The organism is Hydrogenophaga sp. L99 (assembly GCF_058731905.1).
In genome coordinates this window covers 728,412-752,119 of record NZ_CM178972.1, presented here as the reverse complement: position 1 = coordinate 752,119, position 23,708 = coordinate 728,412, and the positions used below count along the sequence as shown (strand labels likewise).

Here is a 23,708-nt window from a genome sequence, read left to right as displayed (position 1 = left end):
TTAAAAATGTCTGAAAAATCCAAACAAAGACTCATAGCCTTATTGCCAATGAAGGCAAATAGCGTGCGTGTTAAGGGTAAAAATTTCCGCGAGTTTTGCGGTAAGCCCTTGTTCCGATGGATTTTGGATACCTTGCTTGAGGTTGAAGAAATCGATCAGATAATCATCAATACGGATGCAAGACATATTCTTGCTGAGAATGGGTTGGTAGATACCGACCGCATCGCTATTCGAGAGCGTAAACCTGAAATATGCGGCGATCATGTCTCAATGAATCTGGTGCTGGCTGACGATATTGCCAACGTTCCGGCTGATCTGTATTTGATGACCCATACAACCAATCCGCTGATGAGTGCCGACACAGTCCGAAAAGCAGTTGCAGCATTTCAAGAATCAATGGCAGCAGGCAAGGCTGACTCATTGTTCACTGTAGACAAAGTGCAAACACGCTTCTACCAAGCCGACTGCAGCCCCATCAATCACGATCCGGACAACCTCATTCCCACCCAAAACCTCGAACCGTGGTTTGAGGAGAATTCAAACCTTTATATATTTACTGCCGAAAGCTTTGCCAAAACGAAAGCGCGCATTGGAAAGCAGCCCATGATGTTTGAAGGCCCATTCTTTGAATCCATCGACATCGACACCCCCGCTGATTGGGACTTTGCCGTTGTAGCGGCTCGTTTTCAGCAAGAACAAAACAAAGTACAAGTCAACGAGAAATCAAAGGAATAATGACATGAAGATCCTCGTTACCTGCCCCCCCATGCTGCGCATGATTGACAGCTTTCGTCCATTGTTTGCGCAATATGGTGTTGAAATCACCACGCCCAACGTGGTTCAAACACTGAGCATTGAAGAACTCAAAAGCCTCGTGCCCCAGCATGACGGCTGGATCATTGGCGACGACCCTGCCACACGGGAAGTGTTTGAAGCTGGCAAAGCAGGCCAGCTGAAGGCCGCTGTCAAATGGGGCATAGGGGTAGACAACGTGGACTTTGCAGCCTGCAAAGACCTGGGTATTCCAATCATCAACACCCCCAACATGTTTGGTGGCGAGGTGGCCGACATTGCTGTGGGCTACGTCATCGCTCTCGCTCGCGAAACCTTCGACATCGACCGGGGCGTGCGCGCTGGCCAGTGGCCCAAGCCGCGCGGCATTTCGCTCGCAGGCAAGACCGTTGCCCTGGTGGGCTATGGCGACATCGGCAAGAACACGGCCAAGCGACTACTGGCCGCCGATATGCGCATCGTCGCCTACGACCCATTTGCCCAGCCCGACCCCAACATGCCCCAGGTGGAAATGGCCATTTGGCCACAACGCATACAAGAAGCCGACTTTATTGTCATCAACTGCGCGTTAACCCCAAGCAGCCGACACATGCTCAATGCGGCTGTGCTGGCCGAGTGCAAGCCGGGCGTCCGTGTCGTCAATGTCGGCCGCGGCCCCATCATCAATGAAAGCGCCCTAGAAGCCGCGCTGCAAAACGGTCAGGTGTATTCGGCTGCACTTGATGTGTTTGAAGTCGAGCCATTGCCTGCCGCCTCTAGCCTGCGCCAGCACCCTCGCTGCGTATTCGGCTCGCACAACGCATCCAATACCGCTGATGCAGTAGCACGCACCAGCGAAATCGCCATTGCCAAGCTTATGGCCTTCTTGCAATTGGCGAAAGCATGAGCGAAACGGTGCAAGCCCAAGGGCCGGATGGGCCAGCCATGCAGCGCTTCGCAGTCATCACCGGCGCAGCGGGTGGCATAGGGCAGGCCTTGGTGCAAGAATTTGCGGCCAACGGCTACACCGTCATCGCCACTGACTTGGTACCGGCACCCCAAGGCCTGGGGGCCCAGCACTACCTTCAGGCCGACCTAGCGCGCACCGTAGCAGACGAGGTATACGCGGAAGAGGTTTTCATCAAGATCAATGCATGGCTGGGCAATGTCGGCTTGGCGGCACTCATCAACAACGCGGCCGTTCAAATACTGGGCGGTGCCGACAGCCTGACGCGAAACGACTGGCAAACAACCCTCAATGTGAACCTAGTCGCTCCATTCATTTGGACCCAGGCGCTCCTGCCAGCACTGGAACTTGCCAAAGGCAGCGTGGTAAACATCAGCAGCATCCATGCAAAGCTGACCAAGAAAAATTTCGTGGCCTATGCGACCAGTAAGGCGGCGTTGAGTGGCATGACACGGGCGTTGGCTGTGGACCTAGGAGGGCGCATTAGGGTTAGCTGCATCGAGCCGGCAGCAATCGCGACAGAAATGCTGCAAAAAGGATTCGAAAGAAGTCCATCTGGACTGATGCATCTTGCCAAATGTCACCCAAGTGGTGCAATAGGAACACCACAAGAATTGGCAAGCTCAGCAAGAAAAATGTTAGAAATTGATACCATGTTTTTTAACGGTGCCACTTTGACATTCGACGGCGCCATTAGCTCCTGCCTCCATGATCCAGACGCAACTTAATCAGTTGACACATCCGAACTTCGGAACATCGAAAAATACATATGAGTTCAAATGTAGGAATTTTTGGCAGCTGCGTAACCAGAGATGCCTTAGAATTTTCCAATAACTTAGTCGTTCAAACATATATCGCTCGACAATCTTTGGTTTCTGCCTTCTCAAAAATACCCTGTGTTAAAACATTGAGTGCGTTGAAAATAGATTCTGACGCACACGAATTTTATCAAAGAAATATTTTTAACGATCTACACAAAGAAAGCAAGAATATAATTATTAGGTCTGAAAATATTGATTTCTGGATAATTGATTTAATTGAAGAGCGAATACACTAGGAATTACTGAATGCGGTGCATTTTTAACTTACTCACAAGCACATTCAAAATTCAGTAATTCTAAGGACTTGATATCGAGCTTTGTACAGCCATACACGGCGAGCTACGCCGATGCATTTCGCGCTTGTATTGGTGCAGCCGCACATGCCTTTGCTGGAAAGAAAATTATCTTACACAATGCATTTTATGCAAGAGACGCAGGCGACACCTGGGATTTCATTAAAGCAAACGAAGTGCTTAATGATTTATATAATCAATTAGAAAACAATATGCGGTTTTCAGGTGTAATAGAAGTGAGGCATGATTCAGTCCGGAGCAGCGCGAACCACAAATGGGGGCTGGCTCCGCTTCACTATACAGATGAATACTATTTGTCATTTGCAAAGCAGCTGAGTGAAATAATAGGTTCAAATATTTCGGTAAAAACAACTTATTCAATGCAGAAAAAAACATGAATATACTGATATTCACAGATAGCAGAGGGCAACACAAACCCGCAGGGTTCGATTACCCCATTTTTGCCGAACGCCTTGCGAACGATCCAAGACTTAATGTAGAACTGATTCTTTGTCCAATGAAGTGGACCACAACCGTGGACTTCATAGGGCATTACACACTAGAAATGCTTGCAAAGTATGATTACGTCATCCTTTATACAGGCATCGTTGATTGGTCACCTCGTCGTATCAGCAGTGCACAACAAGACCTCTACAACAACCCGCTGTCTGCCAACAATGAAAACTGGTCATTAAATACAAGAGACTATTCAAAAAAAATCGTTAACAATAAAAAACGAGCTTTCGATCAAGTATTTGGTGGGCCAAACATGGCCAAACACTTTTCTCAACCGCTAAACGTATCATTTGAGGGCGAACCTACAGCTAACATGTATTCATTGGATATGGCCAAATCGAGCTTGCTACCTCGATTGGCGGCCATTCCAAACCTAATATTTATTTCAGCCAACCGATTTGTTGAAGGCTGGAATGGTGACTACAAGAAGCAGCGTCCTAGCAATATGCACCTTACCCATGCATATTCCGACCTCTTTAGTGAGGGCTTGCCTGCCGGCCGTGTGATTGACTTGCGAAAATGGTCCACCGAAGAAGTTAAGGTCTACACCTGCGACAACCTTCACCTTACGCAACTTGGTAGTGATTACATTTATAGCAAAATTATGAATATCCTAAAGATGGGGCCGCAAACAGTACCAGAAACACCAAATAACTGGCACTCAGCTAAGCCAATAGGAATGGTGAATGAGTTTACTGGAATGCGTACACCAGAGCGTATTACAACAAGCAAAAAAGGACCATTACTCGCTGCAGCAAATCGCAGCGGTTTTTTGGCGACACTCATCATTGGTGTACGGCTAGCGCCAGAAGATACACTGCGCAATACGAACTTGAAGACTCTGCTACGCTGGATTGATCATTTCTATGGTGATCTTTTTGATGTGCTACTAGTCGAACAAGACAGCGAGTCGCGATTGAGTTTGGAAGAACTGGGAGCTCGACCTTATGTGAGACATGAATTCATTTTCAATCCAAAGGAGTACAACCGAGGATGGGGATATAACGTAGCCATTTCCCACTTCTGCAGTGCATCCGAGGTCGTAGCACTAATGGATACAGATGTGCTTACGGGCAGCAACTTTGTTCGAGAAATTATCGACTGCCACAATAAATACGATGCTATTTCACCATATCAAAATATATATTACAGCGACGAAGAGGAAGCGGAGCTGATTCAGAAAAACTTCAAGCTTGAACCTTTTACTGATTCAAAAAAAATCAAGAACCCGGTAACGGTTTCAGGTGGTATTTTGATCATTAAACGCGCAGTTTATTTAAGTCTCAACGGCTTTGAACAATACGTCGGCTACGGCTGCGAGGATCGTGCATTTGATGTCACTTTATTCAATCATTTGCCTCCAGCGCGCATTCGAATTGCAGGACATGCGTATGTTCATCTACATCATGCGGCTGATAAAGGGGCACGCGTTCGGTTCAAGGAAATATATGAACATCTTACGTCTTACTACGGCTGCAAATATGAGCCATCACTTGGACCTTTCGATTTTATACATTCCAAATGCAATCATGCTACCGCATCGGATACACTTCGATTGAAAATCGAAAGGGAATCGAGCTTTGGGGATATTAACCTCTACAAACACGCGGCTAAGATATCAATAAATGGAATAGTTAGTATAGATAACAAAATGCAAACAATCCACAACGTAATTTTTCCACCAGACTTCACCTCTCTTGCAGACTATGCAGCAAAGGAGTTGTACGCTAATACACCAGAGCCAGATTCAGATGAATTGGCGAAACTATACAATGCGTTCAAGGGCAAACGCTGCTTTATCATTGGAAACGGACCTTCCCTAAACAAGCATGATTTAATGCTACTGAAGGACGAATATACGTTTGGCGTCAATTCTTTTTATTATAAGACGCGCGAAACTGGCTTCAAGCCATACTTCTATGTTGTAGAAGATAGTTCGGTGATGAAGGAAAATATTGAAGAAATTCGCAAATTTGATACGCCTTATAAATTCTTCCCCACCAACTACAAAACTCTCCACCCGAAGCAACCGAATACTCTTTTCTTTCGTATGAATCGTGGATTCTATGAAAAGTCGTCACCTAATTTTGTGGTTCCTCGCTTCTCTACTGACGCTTCAAAAGTACTCTATTGCGGACAGTCGGTTACATACATCAATCTCCAGTTAGCCTATTTCATGGGCTTTACGGAGGTGTATCTGATTGGTATGGATTTCAGCTATGTTATCCCTGAATCTCATAAACGCACTGGTGATGTCTTACTGTCTGACAGCGACGACCAGAATCATTTTCACAAAGACTATTTTGGGAAAGGAAAAACTTGGAAGGATCCGAAGCTGGATCGAGTCGCTTTAAACTATAAACAGGCGAAGCTGGTATACGAAGCTACTGGAAGGAAGATATACAACGCTACTATCGGGGGATCTTTAGAAGTATTTGAAAGAGTTGACTACGAAACTCTGATGAAAGGAACTGCTGTCAAAAAGCACGACCAGGCAACGTTGACCGCGATGTTCAAGCAAGCCAATCAACTATCGCAAAATAAAGAATATGGAAAAGCGCTGAGAATCTACACAGAACTAGCCCGTATTGAGGCTAACTTCTTCACGTACAAACGTGCAGCAATGGACAGTTATCTACGAGCGGTTGAGACCAAATGTATTTGCAACCCAGATGACGTTGCCTATGTTCGGGGTTTAATTGTAGGATTCTAGTCTACAACAACTAACGTTGAAAGTAAACCGTCCCATATAAGTGTGATAATCCCATAGGTACATTCAATGCTAGTTGATATGAAGCCAGACTCCCAAACTCGAGTGGGTCTAATCCTTAACGCACAACTAGCCGAGGGGTTGCACTGGGATACAAGCACCCGGCGGCTTTGGGGTGTAGACATTCACGGCATGCACTTGTGGTGCTGGGACTTGTCCAGCCCTTCACCCCAAGTCTGGTCACTGCCGCAGCGCGTGGGGTGGGTGTTGCCGACTGCGCAAGCTGGGAAATTGTTACTTGGCATGCAAGGGGGGTTTGCGCTGGCTGACAGCGCCGCTCCCCACAACTTTGAGTGGTTACACCAGCCGTTTTCGCATAACCCCGCTTTGCGCCTGAACGACGCCAAGGCCGATGCAACAGGGGCCGTGTGGGCCGGTAGCTTAAACAACAACGACGAGAGCCAGCCGCAAGGTTGCCTTTACCGCTTGGGGCCGGCGGGCGACTTGTCTGTAAAGGACACTGGCTACACGGTGGCGAACGGCCCAGCCATCAATGCGGACAGCACACTGATGCTGCACACCGACAGTGGGCGCCGCACCATTTACGCTTTTGACCTGGATGCAGCTGCGGGCAATTTAAGCAACAAACGGGTCTGGAAGATGTTCACTGAAGACGAGGGTTACCCGGACGGCATGTGTTTTGATGCCGAGGGCGGTCTTTGGGTAGCACACTGGGGCGCAGGCTGCATCAGCCGATTCGCACCCGATGGGCAACTATTAAGGCGCATTGCTGTGCCGGCTAGCAACGCGACCAATGTGTGCTTTGCGGGGCCACGTTTCGACCGTTTGTTTGTGTCCACCGCTCGCTCCGGCTTGGCAGATACTGAACTGCAGCGGCAGCCCCATGCTGGTGATCTGTTTGAGGTGCTCGCACCCGGCACAACCGGCTTGCCGGGTTTGCCTGCCGGTCTAGGCACGACGTAATGGCCGCAAAACTATCTGTCTTGGTTCCTGTACGGGCGGCGGATTTTTCTTTTTACCGAAAACGGCTGGCGCTGCGCGCCGCGCTTGATTTGGTCGATATTGAGACCATCGTTATTGACGATGGAAGCCCGCCTAATGCTGCTGCTGAAATTGCAAGGTTTTGTGACCAACGGTGCTTTAAATACCTTCGGCTTGAAACGGCAGGCAAGCCATTCTCACTGGCGCGGTCTCGCAACGCTGGCATACGGGAAGCAAGCAGTCCTGCTGTCTATATGGATGATGCAGACCTGGTGTACCGCCGTGATTTTTTTCAAGCGGTTGCCGCTCAAATGGCGTTACTACCAGAAACTCCATTTAATTTTTTAAGCGTTCCTGCTGTTTATCTAACTAAGAATGCCAGCGTTCGTATTTTCGAGGAGAACTGTGTTGATACCAGTTATACAAAAATTGTTACCGCATTGTTGCTGGAAAGCCCCAAAGGCTCCTTAACCAATAACGTGGTTGAAAATTATGCACCAGCGAGCGGCGTTATTGCCTTGAGTCGGGAATTGGCTTTGCGAATAGAAGGCTATGACGAGAGGTTTGCAGGGTGGGGTGGCGAAGATCGTGATTTCATATTTCGCTTGTTGTACAACAATTCAAAAATTGCACTGCCTTCAAACTTCAAGAGCACCAAGACCTGGAACCTGAACGATACTCTGGCTTATGAAGGCTGGCGAGCTCTGCACCGCCTACATGGTGAATTTATGGCCCGGCACGGCCTGTATGCGCTGCATTTGCACCATGAAAAGCTGGCTTGGCGCAGCCCTTTTGCATCCGGTAGAAATATGAGAATGGCGGCAGAGAAGGCAATAGCAGCACAACTACATGACAGGGTAGAGAGGGATGCTTTTGATTTACGACAAAGCGTATTGTTTGACATTTACCGCGCACACGATGTTTCTGGATTAGCGGAGTCTACAACCACGCTGGCTGAGTGCTTGCAAAAAGCCAATCGGCTTAAAGATAATGAGCAAGGCGTATCTCGGCCTTTGAGCAAGAAGATTCGAAAATTTTTAATTTCACCCATGGCATTTTTTTCAGACTCCCGCTTTCAAATATTACGGGCCGTAGCGCGTTTCTTTGCGCGCAGATGATTATTTATGCGGACGAAGACAGTTTATAAGATTCCGATATTTAGCATTGGACTGCGAGGGCTTTCGATGCTTGGGGTTCTGCTTGAACAGGTTCCGAGTGCGTCGTTTTTTCCTTGGTGTTTTACCCATAACGTGCGCTGGTTGGGTTGGGGCTGCAAACGAAGCGGAAAACTAGCGGGGTTTTATGCAAGGGTGGGTAATCAATCTAAACTTTATTTAGAAGACGGTTTTCTGCGCTCTTTCGGCACAGGCCAACACTTCCCACCCCTTGCGTTGGTGGTGGATGACCAGGGCATTTACTACGACAGCACCCGGCCGAGCGCGCTAGAGGCGCTGCTGGCTTCTGATGCAGATGTGTTGGACGGCTTGGCGGGCGACGTGGCGCGGGCGAAGGCGCTGGTGTTGGCGCATGGGCTAAGCAAGTACAACCATGCGCCAGACTGGGCGGGGGAGCGGGGGAGCCCCCATCCCAGCCTTCCCCCAAGGGGGGAAGGAGTGCAAGCGGGGAGCGAAGTGAAGCGCGTGCTGGTGATTGACCAGACTGCGGGTGACATGAGCGTGGCGCTGGGTGGAGCCAATGCGGACACTTTTTCGGCCATGCTGGCAACGGCCCGCACTGAAAACCCGCTGGCCACCATTTTTGTAAAGACGCACCCAGAGGTAACTTCAGGCCGTAAGGGGGGTTACCTGACGCAGACGCAGGATGGGGTGGCCGACAGCGGGCAGCGCACGGTGGTGCTGCGCCAGGCCATCAACCCGCTGAGCCTGATTGAGCAGATGGACCGGGTGTATGCGGTGACTTCGACCATGGGGTTTGAGGCTTTGCTGGCGGGCAAACCAGTTTCGGTGTTTGGTGTGCCGTGGTACGCCGGCTGGGGCGCCACGGACGACCGCCAAACTTGCCCTCGGCGCACACGCACGAGAACCGTGGACGAGCTGTTCGCGGCGGCTTACTTTCACTACACCCGTTACCTGAATCCGGTCACGCACGAGCGGGGGAGCATTTTTGACGTGATCGACTGGCTGGTACGCCAGCGGCGCATGGCTGCTGCTGCGCCGGGGCGCACGGTGGGGGTGGGGTTTAGGCGCTGGAAAGCGGCGAATTTGAAACCCATGCTGTCGCTCAACAGCGCCAGTGTGAGCTTTGTGCCGCACGCTGAAGCGGCAAGCCGCTTGGCGCTTGGGGCAGCTGACCGGTTGGTGTTTTGGGGCCGCACCCCCCCGCCTGGCCTGGCAGCGCTGGCGCGAGCCACACAGGCGCGGCTGGTGCGCCTTGAAGACGGTTTTGTGCGCTCTGTGGGGCTGGGCTCGGACCTGATTCGCCCCCACTCGCTGGTGTTGGACGAAACGGGTTTGTATTTTGACCCCACCCAACCGTCGGACCTGGAGAACCTGCTGAACACGCAGAGCGTGACGCAGCAAGACATGGCGCGCGCCCAATACGTGCGCCAGTTCATGGTGAACAACGGGCTGACCAAATACAACCTGGAGCCACGTCAGCCGGTTCAGTGGGCGAGCAACGGGCGCCGGGTTGTATTGGTACCAGGGCAGGTGGAAGACGATGCTTCGATCCGCTTTGGCTGCACCACGGTCAATACCAATGTGGGCCTGCTGCAGGCGGCGCGGCTGGCGCAGCCGGGCGCGTTTGTGGTTTACAAGCCGCACCCCGACGTGGTGAGCGGCAACCGCGCGGGCCGCTTGGCGCTGGCCGAGGCGATGCGCTGGGCCGACCATGTAGAAACCAGCGCTTCGGTGGTGAGCTGCCTGGAGTCTTGTGACGAGGTGCACACCATGACGTCGCTGACGGGCTTTGACGCGCTGTTGCGCGGCAAAAAAGTGGTGACTTATGGCCAGCCCTTTTACGCAGGCTGGGGCCTCACGCATGACCGGGCGCGCGAGGGCGGCATGCCCACGCCCGCGCTGGCCCGGCGCACCCGGCGGCTGACCCTGGACGAGCTGGTGGCGGGTACGCTGCTGCATTACCCGGTGTATTGGGACTGGACGCTGAAGGGATACACCACGTGTGAAGCGGTGCTAAACACGCTACTGACCGAGCGCACCGCGCTGGAGCAAGGGCCCCGGCTGGAAAGCCTGCGCACCGGCTGGCTGCGCCGCCAGGGGCGCAAGCTGGGTGTGTTGTGGCGGGCATGGACGAGCCGTGTATAAACCCGCGTCAACCCAAGGGGATTTTTTGGATTCGATGATGAAAAGCTTGTGCAACAGGCGCGGGAGCCTGGGTTTAAAAAGTACAAAACGGTTGTTTTTTGAACATATCCAATTGACCCACAAGGCCGCGCGCGCCGGCTGGGTTCCCTAACGGCGACAATAAGAACCATGCTTCGACAAGGGATTGATGGGTACAAAGGAAAGAAGGTCTTGCTGCTGCAAGGGCCGGTGGGGCCTTTTTTCGCCCGCTTGGCTGAAGATTTGCGCTCGGTGGGTGCCCAGGTTTACAAGGTCAACTTCAACGCTGGCGACTGGCTTTTTTACCGTCAGGGCGCAGTGGCTTTTGACCAGCCTCTGGCGGCCTGGCCGGCTTTTTTCACCAAGCTGTTGAACCAGTGGCAAATTGATGTGGTACTGCTGTTTGGCGACTGCCGCCCGGTGCACGCCGCTGCACACCCCATTGCCACGGCGCGGGGGGTGGAAGTTGGTGTGTTTGAAGAGGGCTACCTGCGTCCTAACCACATCACGCTGGAGCGCAACGGCGTAAACGGTCATTCAGACCTGCCGCGTTGCCCGCAACATTACCTGGCCCTGCCGGAGTCAAACGACGCTACAGAAAGAAAAGCGCGGCCGGTACCCAGCACCTATTGGCACATGGTGTGGTGGGGGTTTTGCTATTTCACGGTGGGTGCGCTGGGCAAACCCTGGTTCCCGCACCGGGTACACCACAGGCAGCTCAACATATTGGAGGCGCTGCCTTGGCTCAGGTCGGCGTGGCGCAAGGTGTGGTACCGATTCACAGAGCGCGGGGTGTTGCCCCACCTGCTGCAACACCGCAGCGGGCGGTTTTTTGTGGTGCCACTGCAGGTGCACAACGACACGCAGGTGCATGTGCATTCTCAATACGAGGGAGTTGAGCCGTTTATTGAAGAGGTGATGCGGTCTTTTGCCGCCAGCGCTGCGCCACACACAGCGCTGGTGATCAAACACCACCCGATGGACCGGGGTTACACCAACTACAGCCAATTCATAGCAAAGCTTGCCGGCCAACTGGGGCTAGCCAAACGCTGTTTTTACATACACGACCAACACCTGCCCACCTTGCTGGACCATGCCACAGGTGTGGTAGTAATCAACAGCACGGTAGGGCTGCAAGCGCTTCGCCATGGGGTGGGCACCAAAGCCATGGGTGATGCGATCTACAACCTACCGGGCCTCAGTTACCAGGGTAGCCTGGACGCCTTTTGGAATGAAGCCCGCTCGGCCAAGCCCGATGCCAGGTTGTTGGGTCAGTTTGTGCGCCATCTAAAGGAAACGAGCCAGATCAATGGCAGTTTTTACCGCGCCATGGAAGGCACAGGCTGGCGCGCCGGGGTGGCGTGGCCCAAAGCGGCCCCCGCCTTAAGCCAGGCAGAAGCCCAGGCAGCAGCGCACATAGAGGCCGCTCCAGATATGAACTTGGAACTGCATTTGGATTTCCAAGTTTCTTCAAATGACCCTGTGACGCTTTCAAAAGCTGCATAACAACCTGCAGAACGGCATGAAGCAATGCCTGTTCGCAGGCTTTCCAAACTCTCGTCGATCACGTCATGCCAACCAAAATTTTGCTCACCGGCGGTGCCGGCTACATCGGCAGCCACACGTTTGTGGCGCTTCGTGCGGCGGGGTTTGAGCCCGTCATTTTGGACAACTTTGCCAACAGCCACCCGGCGGTGCTGGAGCGGCTGGAGCGCATAACGGGCCAGCCGGTGCTGCTGGAGCGCGGCGATGTGCTGGACACACCTTGGCTGGAAGCGGTGCTGCGCCGCCACCAGCCGGTGGGCGTAGTGCACTTTGCGGGCGACAAGGCGGTGGGCGAAAGCGTGGCGCAGCCGCTGAAGTACTTTCACAACAACATAGGCGGCGCGGTGAGCCTGCTGCGCGCCATGGCGGCGGTGCACGCCGACGGCACGGCCCTGGCGGCGCCCACGCTGGTGTTTTCCAGCAGCGCCACGGTGTATGGCGACCCGGCTTCGGTGCCCATTACCGAAGACTTTCCGCGCAGCCACACCAACCCGTATGGCCACAGCAAGCTGGTGATTGAAGACATGCTGGCGGCGCTGCGCACGGCCAGCCCGGTGTGGCGGGTGGGGGTGTTGCGCTATTTCAACCCGGTGGGCGCGCACCCCAGCGGGCTCATCGGCGAAGACCCGGCGGGCATACCCAACAACCTGATGCCGTATGTGGCGCAGGTGGCGGTGGGCCAGCGGCCGTGCCTGAATGTATACGGCAACGACTACGCCACACCCGACGGCACCGGCGTGCGCGACTACATACACGTGCAAGACCTGGCCGCAGGCCATGTGGCGGCGCTGCAGGCGCTGCTGGGCCAGGGCGAAAGCTTCACGGTGAACCTGGGCACGGGCCGGGGCAACAGCGTGCTGGAGGTGGTGAAAGCGTTTGAAGCGGCCAGCGGGCGGCCAGTGCCATATGCGTTTGCCCCAAGGCGGGCGGGCGACGTGGCGCAGTGCTACGCGGACGCGACGCTGGCGAAAAAGCTGCTGGGCTGGGAAGCGCGGCACACGCTGAATGAGATGTGTGCCGACGCCTGGCGCTGGCAGAGCGGGAACCCGAACGGCTACCGGGGGTGAGGCGGACCCTTCAACCCATATTGCATTTTTTACTTTTAAGGCTATATTCTTTCCTAAGAAACCTAGAAAGCCTAGGAAACCGCTTTTCAATGGGAGAACAGACATGGAGCAAGTGGTCGTCAAACCCGATACAGGCATGGTGCTGGCCAAGGCCACCACGCGGGCCAGCAAGATGCTTGGCCTTTCTGGTGCGTCTCTGGCTCGCACGCTCGGTCTGAGCGAGCCCACCATCTCGCGGCTGGTGCGTGGGGACAAGCCACTGGCACCCGACAGCAAGGAAGGTGAACTGGCCATGCTGCTGGTGCGCGTGTTTCGCTCTTTGGACGCGCTGGTGGGCACCGATGACCAGAAGCGCATGGCCTGGATGACCACGCACAACAGAGCGCTGGGCGGTGTGCCGCAGCGCCTGGTGCAAACCGCAGCGGGTCTGGTGGCCACGCTCAACTACCTGGACGGCATGCGCGCACCGTCATGAATGGGTGGACCAAGGCATGGTTTAAGGGCTCGATCCAACACAGCCAACAGCTGGCTTGGCGCGGTGTGGAAGCCCAGCACGTGGTGTCCACCATGCGCTTGGTGGACACACCAGATGAACAGGCGTTGCTCGAACAGCTGCTTGAGGGCAGCAAGCCTGAACTGCCGTTCACACAACAACCCAAGCACTATTTGCTGGCAACACCGTTCAGATACCGCCCAGCACAAACCAGCCGTTTCAGGCCAGCCCATGCCAGGGGCCAGTGGTATGGCGCCCAAGAGCTGGAAGCGGCGTGCGCTGAGGTGGCTTATTGGCGCCACCGGTTCATTTTGGAAAGCGCTGGCCTGGTCGCACAGGAACTGTTGACCGAACACACGTTTTTCCAGGGTGCCCTATCGGGGCGCGCCATCGACTTGATGGCACCCCCGTGGGCTACGGCTCGCGCCGCGTGGACGGATGGCGCCAACTACACGGACACACATGCGGTTGCGGCTGAGGCGCAAAACCACGGCGTTCAGTGGCTGGCGTACGAGTCGGTGCGGGCACCTGGCCAGAAGTGTGCCGTGGTGTTCGACCCGGACAGCCTCTCGGAACCCGCAGTGGGTCTGGAGTGCACCAAGCAAACCTGGCACTGCAAGGCAACCCGCACACGCGTCATGTTCACCAGCGGGCCACACCGATGGGCTTGGGATTTTTGAACGGAACCCGATCAACGGGCAAGGCCACTGCGTTGGCCGAACAAGATGCCGCTGCTGGCTTTTGTGTCGCTACAGGTGCTTATTGATCCGGCCCGGTGAAGTCTTCATTTCCGTTCGGGCTGAGCCATTTTTTTCCGTTCGGGCTGAGCCTGTCGAAGCCCTGAATTCCGATCATCCTGAGCTTGTCGAAAGACAGGCTCAGCCCGAACGGTTTCTACTTCATGGGATCGTATCAATATTTGGCAATGCCCAAGAAGACGACCAAGCAGCGCTCAACCTCCACCATGGCATTGGGGTCGATGCGACCAAAAGCGGGACCTATTGATCCGGCCCGGTGAAGTTTGAATGCCCCTCACCCCAACCCTCTCCCGCATGCGGGAGAGGGAGTGAAGACAAAACCGGGCTGGATCTATAGGAGCCTGCGCGGCAGAAGCGCATCGGCTGCAACGGATCGGCCTGGATAACCAAGGCGGGCCGGGGTCTTCCAAAGCCACCTTGCATGGCAACGGTCACAAAATCGCCTTGCATCAGGCGTTCCAGCCGTCCACATCAGCCAGCGCCTCATCCATGAAGCGCTGCATGTCGGTGTCGGCCATGTCGGCCTGCACGGCTATGCGGCACTGGCGGCGGCATTCTTCAGCGAAGTCTGGGTGCCGGGTATCGGGCACCCAGATTTGCACCGGGCGCAGGCCCGCCATGCGCATGGCATCGCGGTACTTTTGCACCCGCGCATTGACGTGTGTGGTTGCCATCTGAATCTTCCTGTTGGGTGACATGCAACACCATACGCATCGACAGCGTTACATGCAACGTGTGCGGAAGTTCATGCCTGAAGGCTGTTTCAGTCCACCTTGGCGCCGCCCTTGAACCACTGCGCAAACAGGGCGCGCTCCTCTTCGGTGAGGCCGGTGGCGTTGTTCATGGGCATGAGCTTGGTGACCACGACTTGCTGGTAAACGGTCTGGGCGTGTTGCTTCACAGCCTCGGGGGAGTCGAGCCGCACGTTTTTGGACGCAAGCGCTTCGCCGTGGCACATGACGCAGCGCTGTTCGATGACCGGTTTGAGCTGGGCGTAGCTCACCGTGTCGGGCACGGCCACGGCTTGCACGGGCGCTGGCCGCAGCCAGACGATGAGGGCCAGCAGCACGAACACGCCGACCGCCGCGTAGGGCCAGGGGTGGCTGTTGCGACCAAGCTTGAAGCCGTGGCGCAGCACGAAAAACTGGCGGATGGCGGCGCCGGCGAACATCATGCCGATGAGGATGGCCCAGTTGTGTTCGTGGCTGTAGGTGAAGCTGTAGTGGTTGCTCAGCATGGAAAACAGCACCGGCAGCGTGAAGTAGGTGTTGTGCACGCTGCGCTGTTTGCCGCGCTTGCCGTGAATGGGGTCCACCGGGCGACCGGCCTTGATGTCGGCCACCACGGTGCGCTGGCCGGGGATGATCCAGAAGAACACGTTGGCGCTCATGGCGGTGGCGATCATGGCGCCCACAATGAGGAAGGCGGCGCGGCCGGCAAACATTTGTGTGGCTGCGTAGGCGGCTATGCACACCAGCACGAGCACCAGCGCGCCCACCTTGGCGTCGCCATTTTTGCTTTGGCCAAGGGTGCGGCAAATGGCGTCGTACAGCAACCAGAACACCACCAAAAAGGCGAGCGCGGCGGCGATGGCGCCGGCGGGGCTCCAGGCCATCACGTTGGGGTCGATCAAATAGACGCTGGGGCTCCAGAGGTAGGAGATGAAGAACAGCGCAAAGCCGGAAAGCCAGGTGGAATAGCTTTCCCAGTAAAACCAGTGCAGGTGGCCGGGCAGCTTGGGCGGGGCGCCGGCAAATTTGACGGGGTGGTAAAAGCCCCCGCCATGCACGGCCCAGAGCTCGCCGCTGACGCCGTCTTTTTTGAGTTGCTCGTCTTCAGGCGGCGTGAGGCTGCTGTCTAGAAAGACGAAATAGAACGAAGAGCCGATCCAGGCGATGGCGACGATGACGTGCAACCAGCGCAGCAGCAGGTTGGCCCAATCCAGCAAATAGGTTTCCATGGCACCTCAACACAACGGGAAGCCCGTCAGGGTTTGCGACTCACCACCGCGGGCGCTCTGAGTCGGCTGAGGGCCGCGATTGAGTGTGTGGCTTCACACCCGCTCCGCTGCGACCGGTACGGCCAAAGTGTATACAGTTTCTGCAGACACTTGACACCGGGCAAACCCGTATGCCGCCGGCACCGGTCAATCAGGCCCTGCTGCGGTATGAAGCAACAACTGCGCCACAACCGATGCGGCAATGACGGCGGGCGCTTTGTTGGTGATGCCGGGCAGGCCGATGGGACAGGTGACGTGGGCCAGCTCTTGCGGGCTGAACCCGCGCGCCAGCAAGCGGTGCCCAAAGGTGGCCCATTTGGTGCGGCTGCCAATGAGCCCCACAAACGGCAGGTCGCCGCGCTCGCGCTGGCGCTGCAGGCAGGCGGCCACCACGTCCAGATCTTCGGCATGCGAAAAGCTCATGACCAGCACGCGCGAGCCGGGCACCAGGTGGCGCACGGCGGCGTGCACCGGGTCGGAATGCTCGGTGCTTACCTGAAATGGCGTGTCAGGGGCAAACACGTCGTCGCGGCTGTCGACCCAGTGCACGGCAAACGGCAGCGGCGCCAGCGCCTGCACGATGGCGTGGCCCACATGCCCGCCACCAAACAGGGCCAGCGGGGTCAGGCGCGGTTGCAGGCGCTGGGCCAGCGGTTCGATGTGTTCAGCGCTGACAGGTTCAAACCGCAGTTCGAGCGCACCACCACAACACTGGCCCAGCCGGGGGCCGAGCACGGTGCGCTGCGTCCATGCGGGGGTGCTGGTAGCCCCAGCCAGGTGCTCGCGGGCCTGGCGCAGAGCGTCCCATTCCAGGTGGCCGCCGCCAATGGTGCCAAACTGACCGGCAGCAAACACCGCCATCCACGCGCCTACCTCGCGCGGCACCGAGCCCTGGGTGTGCTGCACCGTCACCAGCACGGCAGGCTCGCGGCTCAGCTGGGCCAAAAACGCGTTCAAGGGGTGCGCCATGAAAATGATGAGAAAAAGGGCGTTGGGTTGTGGCTAACACACCAAGAATGTGTGTAAAAACGTAAACGCGGTAAAGAGCCACCAGTATCGGGGCAGCTGTGCAAATCGAGCTTCCCGAATCACAATACACTCGATCCGTTCGTCCGTATGGCCGCCCCACGCAAGGCCAAACGGCCCTTGCAGCGCAACACAGGCAAACACCATGAGAGACATGACCCCCGCTCCTCAACCGGCTTTGGCCAGCGCCCCCACCAACCAGACCGAGCCCCGCAGCCAGCGCTGGGCCTGGCTGGGTGTGGCCACCGCCGCCTTGATGGCCGCCTGCGCCACGCCGCTGCCACCCGCACCAGCTCCCGCACCACCACCCCCGCCAGCACCCGTGCCCGCGCCACCGCCCGCCGCAGTGGCGCCCGCCCCCTCGCTGATTTCACACGCCGCTTCGCCCCGCGACTACCGCCAGGACGGCGCCAGGCACATCTACAAACACAACGGCCACCGCATCCACAAGGGCCAACTGCCTCCGCTGATGCACGCGGTGGGCGTGTTGCAGGTGGACCTGGACGGGCGCGGCAATGTGCGCAAACTGAACTGGATGCGCGCGCCCTCGCACGCGCCCGACGTGATGCGCGAGATTGAACGCACGGTGCACGCCGCGGCCCCGTTTCCAGCGCCGGTGCGCCTGGGCGCAGTGACCTACACCGAGGTGTGGCTGTGGGACAAGAGCGGTAACTTCCAGCTGGACACGCTCACCGAAGGCCAACGCTTGCGCTGAACGCGCAAGCCGCCCCATGAAAAAAGCCCGCTTGCAGCGGGCTTTTTTCGTATGGACCAGCGCCATCTATTTCTTACCCCCTCTCCCGCCTGTGTGGGTTGGGGTGAGGGCTCTTTCAACGCCCATGGCACCACGTGCCTCCACCCAGGATGCGGTGGAACCGGCTGCCGGGCCACACGCATCGCCCCCCAGGGGGGTGACGCCGCAGGCGGCGCGGGGGCAGCCCAGTTCAACTCCCCCGGTAGGTGGAATAGCTCCAGGGGCTCACCAGCAGGGGCACGTGGTAGTGCTCGTGGGTGTGGGCCACGCCAAAGTCGAGCGCCACGCGGTTCAAAAAGTTGGGCTCGGGCAGGGCCACGCCGCGGCTGGCGAAATAGCCTTTTACGTCAAACACCAGGCGGTAGGTGCCGGCTTTCAGGCTGGCGTTGTCGTAGAGCGGGCCGTCGGGGTTGCGGCCGTCACTGTTGAGCGTGAAGCGCTTCACCAGGGTGGCGGCATCGCCCTCGGTGGTGTAAAGCTCGACCGCCATGCCCGCAGCGGGGCAGCCGTGCATGGTGTCCAGAACGTGTGTACTCAGTCCCATGGGGTTCTTTCAAAAATGAATGGTCGACCGAAAGTGTATACACTTTTTGTTTTTCTGGATATGATGAATCCATGGAAACCTCAACCACTGCGGCCAGCCTCACGTCCAGCACCAACCACATTGTCGAGTCGCTGACCCGCGCCATCGTGGAACACCGCTTGCACCCGGGCACCAAGCTGGCCGAGCAAAAACTCGCCGACCACTTCGGCGTGTCGCGCACGCTGGTGCGCCAGGCGCTGTTTCAGTTGTCGCAAAACCGGTTGATCCGGCTGGAACCCGCGCGGGGAGCTTTTGTGGCGGCGCCTTCGGTGGAAGAGGCCAAGCAGGTGTTTGCGGTGCGCCGCATGCTGGAAGCCGAAATGACGCGCGCCTTTGTGCAGGTCGTGACGCCCGGCAAGATCAAGGCGCTGCGCGAGCATGTGGCGCAAGAAAAACTGGCCGTGAGCAACCAGGACGTGCCGGGCCGCACCGAGCTGCTGGGCGACTTTCATGTGCGCATGGCCGAGCTGATGGGTAACCAGGTGCTGGCCGAGTTGCTGCGCGAGCTGATTTCGCGCTGCGCCCTCATCACGCTCATGTACCAGAGCGCGCACGCGGCCGAGCATTCGAACGAAGAGCACGCCGAAATTGTGAAAGCGCTGGCCGCCAAAGACGAAGTGCTGGCGGTGCAATTGATGAACGAACACCTGATGCATGTGGAAGAAAACCTGACCTTTGACCGCAAGGTGCCCACCAACGACATCTCTATGGCACTTTCATAGAACACCCCCATCGCTTGCTCGCTTCGCGTAGCCGCTCCGCCCCTCAAGGGGCAACACCTGCGGCCTGGCAAAGCCAGTTCCGCGGTGTTCCCGGTGAACGACCCTGCCCCTCTGCCCACTGTTTGTATTGCCCATGACGATTTACGACACCACCGCCCCCTACCCCCGCGACCTGATCGGCTATGGCCGCGACGCGCCGCATGCGCGCTGGCCGGGTGGCGCCCGGGTGGCGGTGCAGTTTGTGCTGAACTACGAAGAAGGCGGCGAAAACTCGGTGCTGCACGGCGACGCGGGGTCGGAGCAGTTTTTGTCTGAAATGTTCAACCCGCCCGCCTTTGCCGACCGCCACATCAGCATGGAAGGCATTTACGAATACGGCTCGCGGGCGGGGGTGTGGCGCATCTTGCGTGAGTTTGAAAAACGCGGCCTGCCGCTCACGGTGTTTGGCGTGGCCACGGCGCTGGAAAAGCATGCCGACGTGACCGCTGCCTTTCGCGAGCTGGGGCACGACATGGCCTGTCACGGCCTGAAATGGATCCACTACCAAAACATCGACGAGGCCACCGAGCGGTCGCACATGGCCGAGGCCATGGCGATCATCGAGCGCATCACCGGAGAGCGCGCCCTGGGCTGGTACACCGGCCGCGACAGCCCCAACACGCGCCGGCTGGTGGCGGACTTTGGCTGCTTTGAATACGACAGCGACTACTACGGCGACGACCTGCCGTTCTGGATGAAAGTGAAGAAGACCGACGGCAGCGACGCACACCAGCTGATCGTGCCCTACACGCTGGACTGCAACGACATGCGCTTTGCCCTGCCCCAGGGTTATTCGCACGCCGACCCGTTCTTCCAATACCTGAAAGACACGTTTGACGCGCTGTATGCCGAGGGCGACCCGAACGGGCTGGACCGGCCCAAGATGATGAGCGTGGGCATGCACTGCCGGCTGCTGGGGCGCCCCGGTCGCATCACCGCGCTGCAGCGTTTTCTGGACCATGTGCAGTCGTTTGACCACGTATGGGTGGCGCGCCGCCTGGACATTGCGCGCCACTGGAAAGCCACCCACCCTGTTTCTCTTTAAAAGATCTGCCATGCCCATCACCCTGGACCACATCAACACCGCTGCACCGGCCGACGCCGCGCACATGCTGGACGGCTTGTACGAGCACTCGCCCTGGATTGCCGAACAGGCGCTGCTGCAGCGGCCCTTTGCCTCGCCCGCCGCGCTGAAACACGCCATGGTGCGCGTGCTCAACGATGCCGGCACCGAGCCGCAGCTGGCGCTTATTCGCGCCCACCCGGAGCTGGCGGGCAAGGCGATGGTGAGCAACACGCTGACGGCCGAGTCCACCAACGAGCAAACCAAGGCAGGCCTGACGCACTGCACGCCCGAAGAGTTTGCGCACATCCAGCAGCTCAACGCCGACTACAACGCCCGCTTTGGCTTCCCGTTCATCCTGGCGGTGCGCGGGCCGCGCGGCACGGGCTTGAGCAAGCGCGAGATCATCAGCACCTTTGAACGCCGCCTGCACAACCCGGTGGACTTTGAGCGCGCCGAGTGCCTGCGCAACATCCACCGCATTGCCGAGATTCGGCTGAACGACAAGCTGGGCCTGGAGCCCGCGCTAGGCAACCAGGTGTGGGACTGGCACGAAGACCTGGCCCGCCACAGCGACCCGGGGTTTGCAGAAAACGGCCAGCTGACCGTGACCTACCTGACCGACGCACACCGCGCCTGCGCGGCCGACCTGCAGCGCGGCATGCTGGCTTGCGGGTTTGACGAGGTGCACATCGACGCCGTGGGCAATGTGGTGGGTGTTTATCGCGCCGACCAAAATGCCGTTCGCCCTGAGCCTGTCGAAGGGCTCGCAAGGGCTACGACAGACTCAGCCCGAACGGAGCGCACGGGCTCGGCCAGCGCACACGAGCCAGCCAAGACCCTGCTCACCGGCAGCCACTTTGACACCGTGCGCAACGGCGGCAAGTACGACGGGCGCCTGGGCATTTTTGTGCCCATGGCCTGCGTGCAGCAACTGCACCAGCAACAGCGGCGCCTGCCGTTTGCCATTGAAGTGGTGGGCTTTGCCGAAGAAGAAGGCCAGCGCTACAAGGCCACTTTTCTGGGCTCGGGCGCGCTCACTGGCCACTTCAACCCGGCCTGGCTCGACCAGCAAGACGCCGACGGCATCACCATGCGCGCCGCCATGCAACACGCCGGCCTGCCGGGCACGCTGGAAGCCATTGCAGCGCTGCAACGCGACCCGGCCCAGTACCTCGGCTTTGTTGAGGTGCACATTGAGCAAGGCCCGGTGCTGAACGAACTGGACCTGCCGCTGGGCGTGGTGACCTCCATCAACGCCAGCGTGCGCTACCAGTGCGAGGTGGTGGGCATGGCCTGCCACGCCGGCACCACCCCCATGGACCGCCGCCGCGACGCGGCCTGCGCCGTGGCCGAGCTGGCCTTGTACGCCGAGCAGCGCGCCGGGGCCGATGGCGACTCGGTGGCCACGGTGGGCATGCTGCAGGTGCCCGGTGGCTCCATCAACGTGGTGCCCGGGCGCTGCCTGTTTTCGCTGGACCTGCGCGCGCCCAGCAACGCGCAGCGCGACGCGCTGGAGCGCGACGTCCTGGCGCAGTTGCGCTCCATTTGCGAGCGCCGCGGCGTGCGCTTTGCGACCGAAGAAACCATGCGCGCCGCCGCAGCGCCCAGCGCCCCCGCGTGGCAAGCCCGCTGGGAAGCCGCTGTGAGTGCCCTGGGCGTGCCACTGCACCGCATGCCCAGCGGCGCCGGCCACGACGCCATGAAGCTGCACGAGGTGATGCCGCAAGCCATGCTGTTTGTGCGCGGCCTCAACAGCGGCATCAGCCACAACCCGCTGGAAGCCACCACCAGCGAAGACATGGACCTGTGCGTGCGCGCTTTTTCGCACCTGCTGGAACAACTTGCCGCCGGCCACTGAGCCCCTTTTCAACGTTCGGGCTGAGCCATTTTTTTCCGTTCGGGCTGAGCCTGTCGAAGCCCTCACCACCACACCACCACACCACCATGACCACCATGACCACCCACTACGAACAACTCGACCAATGGATTGACGCGCACTTTGACGAAGAAGTGGCGTTTTTGCAGGAACTGGTGCGCGTGCCCACCGACACGCCGCCCGGCAACAACGCACCGCACGCCGAGCGCACGGCCGAGCTGCTGGCGGGCATGGGGCTGCAAGCCGAAAAACACGCGGTGCCCGAAGCCGAGGTGAAAGCCGCCGGGCTGGAAACCATCACCAACCTGATCGTGCGCCGCCCCTACGGCACCGGCAAAACCATTGCCTTGAACGCACACGGCGACGTGGTGCCGCCCGGCGAAGGCTGGACGCACGACCCCTACGGCGGCGAGATTGTGGACGGCAAGATCTACGGCCGCGCCACGGCGGTGAGCAAGTGCGACATCGCCAACTTCACCTTCGCCATTCGCGCGCTTGAATCGCTGGGCGCCCCGCTCAACGGCGGCGTGGAACTGCACGTGACCTACGACGAGGAATACGGCGGCGAAGTGGGCCCCGACTGGCTGCTGAAAAAAGGCCTGACCAAGCCCGACCTGATGATTGCCGCAGGCTTCAGCTACCAGGTGGTGGTGGCCCACAACGGCTGCCTACAACTGGAAGTAACCGTGCACGGTGACATGGCGCACGCCGCCATTCCCGACAGCGGTACCGACGCGCTGCAAGGCGCGGTGCACATCTTGAACGCGCTGTATGCGCTCAATGCCGACTATCTGAACGTCACCTCAAACGTCGAGGGCATCACGCACCCTTACCTCAACGTCGGCCAGATCAGCGGTGGCACCAACACCAATGTGATCCCAGGCAAAGTGGTGCTCAGAGTAGACCGCCGCATGATCCCGGAAGAAGACCCGGCCGAGGTGGAAGCCGCGCTGCGCCGCACCATTGAGCAAGCCGCCGCCAGCTTCCAGCCGCCTCGGGGTGGCAGCGCCATCAACGTGGAGGTCAAGCGCATCTTGCTGGCCCGCGCGCTCAAGCCCCTGCCTGGCAACAAGCCCCTGGTTGAAGCGATTCAAAAGCATGGCCAGGCGGTGTTTGGCGAAGCCATTCCCGCCGTGGGCACGCCGCTCTACACCGATGTGCGCATCTATGGCGAACACGGCATTCCCGGCGTGATCTACGGCGCCGGCCCGCGCACGGTACGCGAGTCCAACGCCAAACGCGCCGACGAAAACCTGGACCTGCAAGACCTGCGCCGGGCGACCAAGGTGGTGGCGCGCACGCTGCTGGACTTGTTGGCGCCCGCCTGAACGGCAGCCTGAAACCTTCATGGCGCTGGCAGCCCGGCTTGGCCTTGTTCAAGCCTGAGGGTGCAGGTGC

General features: G+C 58.0%; 23 protein-coding genes. 18 read left to right on the top strand and 5 right to left on the bottom strand.

Going from position 1 to position 23,708, the window contains the following annotated elements:
- Positions 1 to 6 precede the first annotated feature (6 nt).
- The 9 genes from AC4QBL_RS03640 (at position 7) to AC4QBL_RS03600 (ending at position 10,364) form a co-directional block, all read left to right on the top strand.
- A complete protein-coding gene (locus AC4QBL_RS03640; protein WP_472906521.1) occupies positions 7 to 735 on the top strand; it encodes an acylneuraminate cytidylyltransferase family protein in 729 nt (242 codons plus the stop codon).
- A 4-nt stretch (positions 736 to 739) separates the two neighbouring features.
- Positions 740 to 1,678, top strand: a complete 939-nt coding sequence (locus tag AC4QBL_RS03635) for a phosphoglycerate dehydrogenase (protein WP_472906520.1) — start codon at positions 740 to 742, stop codon at positions 1,676 to 1,678.
- Complete coding sequence (locus AC4QBL_RS03630) at positions 1,675 to 2,466, top strand: SDR family oxidoreductase (RefSeq protein WP_472906519.1); 792 nt, start codon at positions 1,675 to 1,677, stop codon at positions 2,464 to 2,466. The genes AC4QBL_RS03635 and AC4QBL_RS03630 overlap by 4 nt, the downstream gene beginning before the upstream one ends.
- Positions 2,467 to 2,507: 41 nt before the next feature.
- Positions 2,508 to 2,795: a DUF6270 domain-containing protein gene (locus AC4QBL_RS03625; protein WP_472906518.1), complete on the top strand. Its 288-nt coding sequence runs from the start codon at positions 2,508 to 2,510 to the stop codon at positions 2,793 to 2,795.
- A gap of 68 nt (positions 2,796 to 2,863) precedes the next feature.
- Positions 2,864 to 3,250 (top strand): DUF6270 domain-containing protein, encoded by a 387-nt coding sequence (locus AC4QBL_RS03620; RefSeq protein ID WP_492131629.1) that lies wholly within the window; start codon positions 2,864 to 2,866, stop codon positions 3,248 to 3,250.
- Positions 3,247 to 6,081 (top strand): 6-hydroxymethylpterin diphosphokinase MptE-like protein, encoded by a 2,835-nt coding sequence (locus AC4QBL_RS03615; RefSeq protein WP_472906517.1) that lies wholly within the window; start codon positions 3,247 to 3,249, stop codon positions 6,079 to 6,081. The genes AC4QBL_RS03620 and AC4QBL_RS03615 overlap by 4 nt, the downstream gene beginning before the upstream one ends.
- Positions 6,082 to 6,147: 66 nt before the next feature.
- Positions 6,148 to 7,062 carry an SMP-30/gluconolactonase/LRE family protein gene (locus AC4QBL_RS03610; RefSeq protein ID WP_472906516.1) on the top strand — a complete coding sequence of 305 codons (915 nt, stop codon included), beginning with the start codon at positions 6,148 to 6,150 and terminating at the stop codon, positions 7,060 to 7,062.
- Complete coding sequence (locus tag AC4QBL_RS03605; RefSeq protein WP_472906515.1) at positions 7,062 to 8,198, top strand: galactosyltransferase-related protein; 1,137 nt, start codon at positions 7,062 to 7,064, stop codon at positions 8,196 to 8,198. Before AC4QBL_RS03610 ends, AC4QBL_RS03605 begins: the two co-directional genes overlap by 1 nt.
- A 6-nt stretch (positions 8,199 to 8,204) precedes the next feature.
- Complete coding sequence (locus AC4QBL_RS03600) at positions 8,205 to 10,364, top strand: capsule polysaccharide biogenesis protein (RefSeq protein ID WP_472906514.1); 2,160 nt, start codon at positions 8,205 to 8,207, stop codon at positions 10,362 to 10,364.
- Between the two features lie 147 nt (positions 10,365 to 10,511).
- On the opposite strand, the gene AC4QBL_RS03595 is transcribed toward AC4QBL_RS03600, so the two are convergent.
- The gene (locus AC4QBL_RS03595) at positions 10,512 to 10,919 is read right to left on the bottom strand and encodes a hypothetical protein (RefSeq protein ID WP_472906698.1); all 408 of its coding nucleotides are present in this window, start codon (positions 10,917 to 10,919) and stop codon (positions 10,512 to 10,514) included.
- Between AC4QBL_RS03595 and AC4QBL_RS03590 the strand changes: the two genes are divergently transcribed.
- From AC4QBL_RS03590 to AC4QBL_RS03575, 4 genes are all read left to right on the top strand, one after another.
- Positions 10,803 to 11,888 (top strand): capsular biosynthesis protein, encoded by a 1,086-nt coding sequence (locus AC4QBL_RS03590; RefSeq protein ID WP_472906688.1) that lies wholly within the window; start codon positions 10,803 to 10,805, stop codon positions 11,886 to 11,888. The genes AC4QBL_RS03595 and AC4QBL_RS03590 overlap by 117 nt on opposite strands.
- A 65-nt stretch (positions 11,889 to 11,953) precedes the next feature.
- Positions 11,954 to 12,994, top strand: coding sequence for a UDP-glucose 4-epimerase GalE (galE, locus tag AC4QBL_RS03585; RefSeq protein WP_472906513.1), 1,041 nt, complete (start codon positions 11,954 to 11,956; stop codon positions 12,992 to 12,994).
- Positions 12,995 to 13,097: 103 nt separating this feature from the next.
- A complete protein-coding gene (locus AC4QBL_RS03580) occupies positions 13,098 to 13,469 on the top strand; it encodes an antitoxin Xre/MbcA/ParS toxin-binding domain-containing protein (protein ID WP_472906512.1) in 372 nt (123 codons plus the stop codon).
- Positions 13,466 to 14,167: an RES family NAD+ phosphorylase gene (locus tag AC4QBL_RS03575; RefSeq protein ID WP_472906511.1), complete on the top strand. Its 702-nt coding sequence runs from the start codon at positions 13,466 to 13,468 to the stop codon at positions 14,165 to 14,167. Before AC4QBL_RS03580 ends, AC4QBL_RS03575 begins: the two co-directional genes overlap by 4 nt.
- A gap of 527 nt (positions 14,168 to 14,694) precedes the next feature.
- On the opposite strand, the gene AC4QBL_RS03570 is transcribed toward AC4QBL_RS03575, so the two are convergent.
- The 3 genes from AC4QBL_RS03570 to xdhC all read right to left on the bottom strand — a co-directional run bounded on the left by AC4QBL_RS03570 (position 14,695) and on the right by xdhC (position 17,213).
- The gene (locus AC4QBL_RS03570) at positions 14,695 to 14,919 is read right to left on the bottom strand and encodes an antitoxin MazE family protein (RefSeq protein WP_472906510.1); all 225 of its coding nucleotides are present in this window, start codon (positions 14,917 to 14,919) and stop codon (positions 14,695 to 14,697) included.
- Positions 14,920 to 15,008: 89 nt separating this feature from the next.
- Complete coding sequence (locus AC4QBL_RS03565) at positions 15,009 to 16,205, bottom strand: urate hydroxylase PuuD (protein ID WP_472906509.1); 1,197 nt, start codon at positions 16,203 to 16,205, stop codon at positions 15,009 to 15,011.
- A gap of 186 nt (positions 16,206 to 16,391) precedes the next feature.
- Entirely contained in the window at positions 16,392 to 17,213 is an 822-nt protein-coding gene (xdhC, locus tag AC4QBL_RS03560) for a xanthine dehydrogenase accessory protein XdhC (RefSeq protein WP_472906508.1), read from the bottom strand.
- A 202-nt stretch (positions 17,214 to 17,415) separates the two neighbouring features.
- Between xdhC and AC4QBL_RS03555 the strand changes: the two genes are divergently transcribed.
- Positions 17,416 to 17,985, top strand: coding sequence for a hypothetical protein (locus tag AC4QBL_RS03555; protein ID WP_472906507.1), 570 nt, complete (start codon positions 17,416 to 17,418; stop codon positions 17,983 to 17,985).
- Between the two features lie 229 nt (positions 17,986 to 18,214).
- On the opposite strand, the gene uraH is transcribed toward AC4QBL_RS03555, so the two are convergent.
- On the bottom strand, positions 18,215 to 18,568 hold the full coding sequence (uraH, locus tag AC4QBL_RS03550; protein ID WP_472899542.1) for a hydroxyisourate hydrolase: 354 nt from the start codon (positions 18,566 to 18,568) through the stop codon (positions 18,215 to 18,217).
- Between the two features lie 71 nt (positions 18,569 to 18,639).
- Between uraH and AC4QBL_RS03545 the strand changes: the two genes are divergently transcribed.
- From AC4QBL_RS03545 to AC4QBL_RS03530, 4 genes are all read left to right on the top strand, one after another.
- Positions 18,640 to 19,329 (top strand): GntR family transcriptional regulator, encoded by a 690-nt coding sequence (locus AC4QBL_RS03545; protein ID WP_472906506.1) that lies wholly within the window; start codon positions 18,640 to 18,642, stop codon positions 19,327 to 19,329.
- Between the two features lie 133 nt (positions 19,330 to 19,462).
- On the top strand, positions 19,463 to 20,413 hold the full coding sequence (gene puuE / locus AC4QBL_RS03540) for an allantoinase PuuE (RefSeq protein WP_472906505.1): 951 nt from the start codon (positions 19,463 to 19,465) through the stop codon (positions 20,411 to 20,413).
- Between the two features lie 10 nt (positions 20,414 to 20,423).
- Positions 20,424 to 22,292, top strand: coding sequence for a 2-oxo-4-hydroxy-4-carboxy-5-ureidoimidazoline decarboxylase (gene uraD, locus AC4QBL_RS03535; protein WP_472906504.1), 1,869 nt, complete (start codon positions 20,424 to 20,426; stop codon positions 22,290 to 22,292).
- A 95-nt stretch (positions 22,293 to 22,387) separates the two neighbouring features.
- Positions 22,388 to 23,638, top strand: a complete 1,251-nt coding sequence (locus tag AC4QBL_RS03530; RefSeq protein WP_472906687.1) for a M20 family metallopeptidase — start codon at positions 22,388 to 22,390, stop codon at positions 23,636 to 23,638.
- Positions 23,639 to 23,708: the final 70 nt, after the last annotated feature.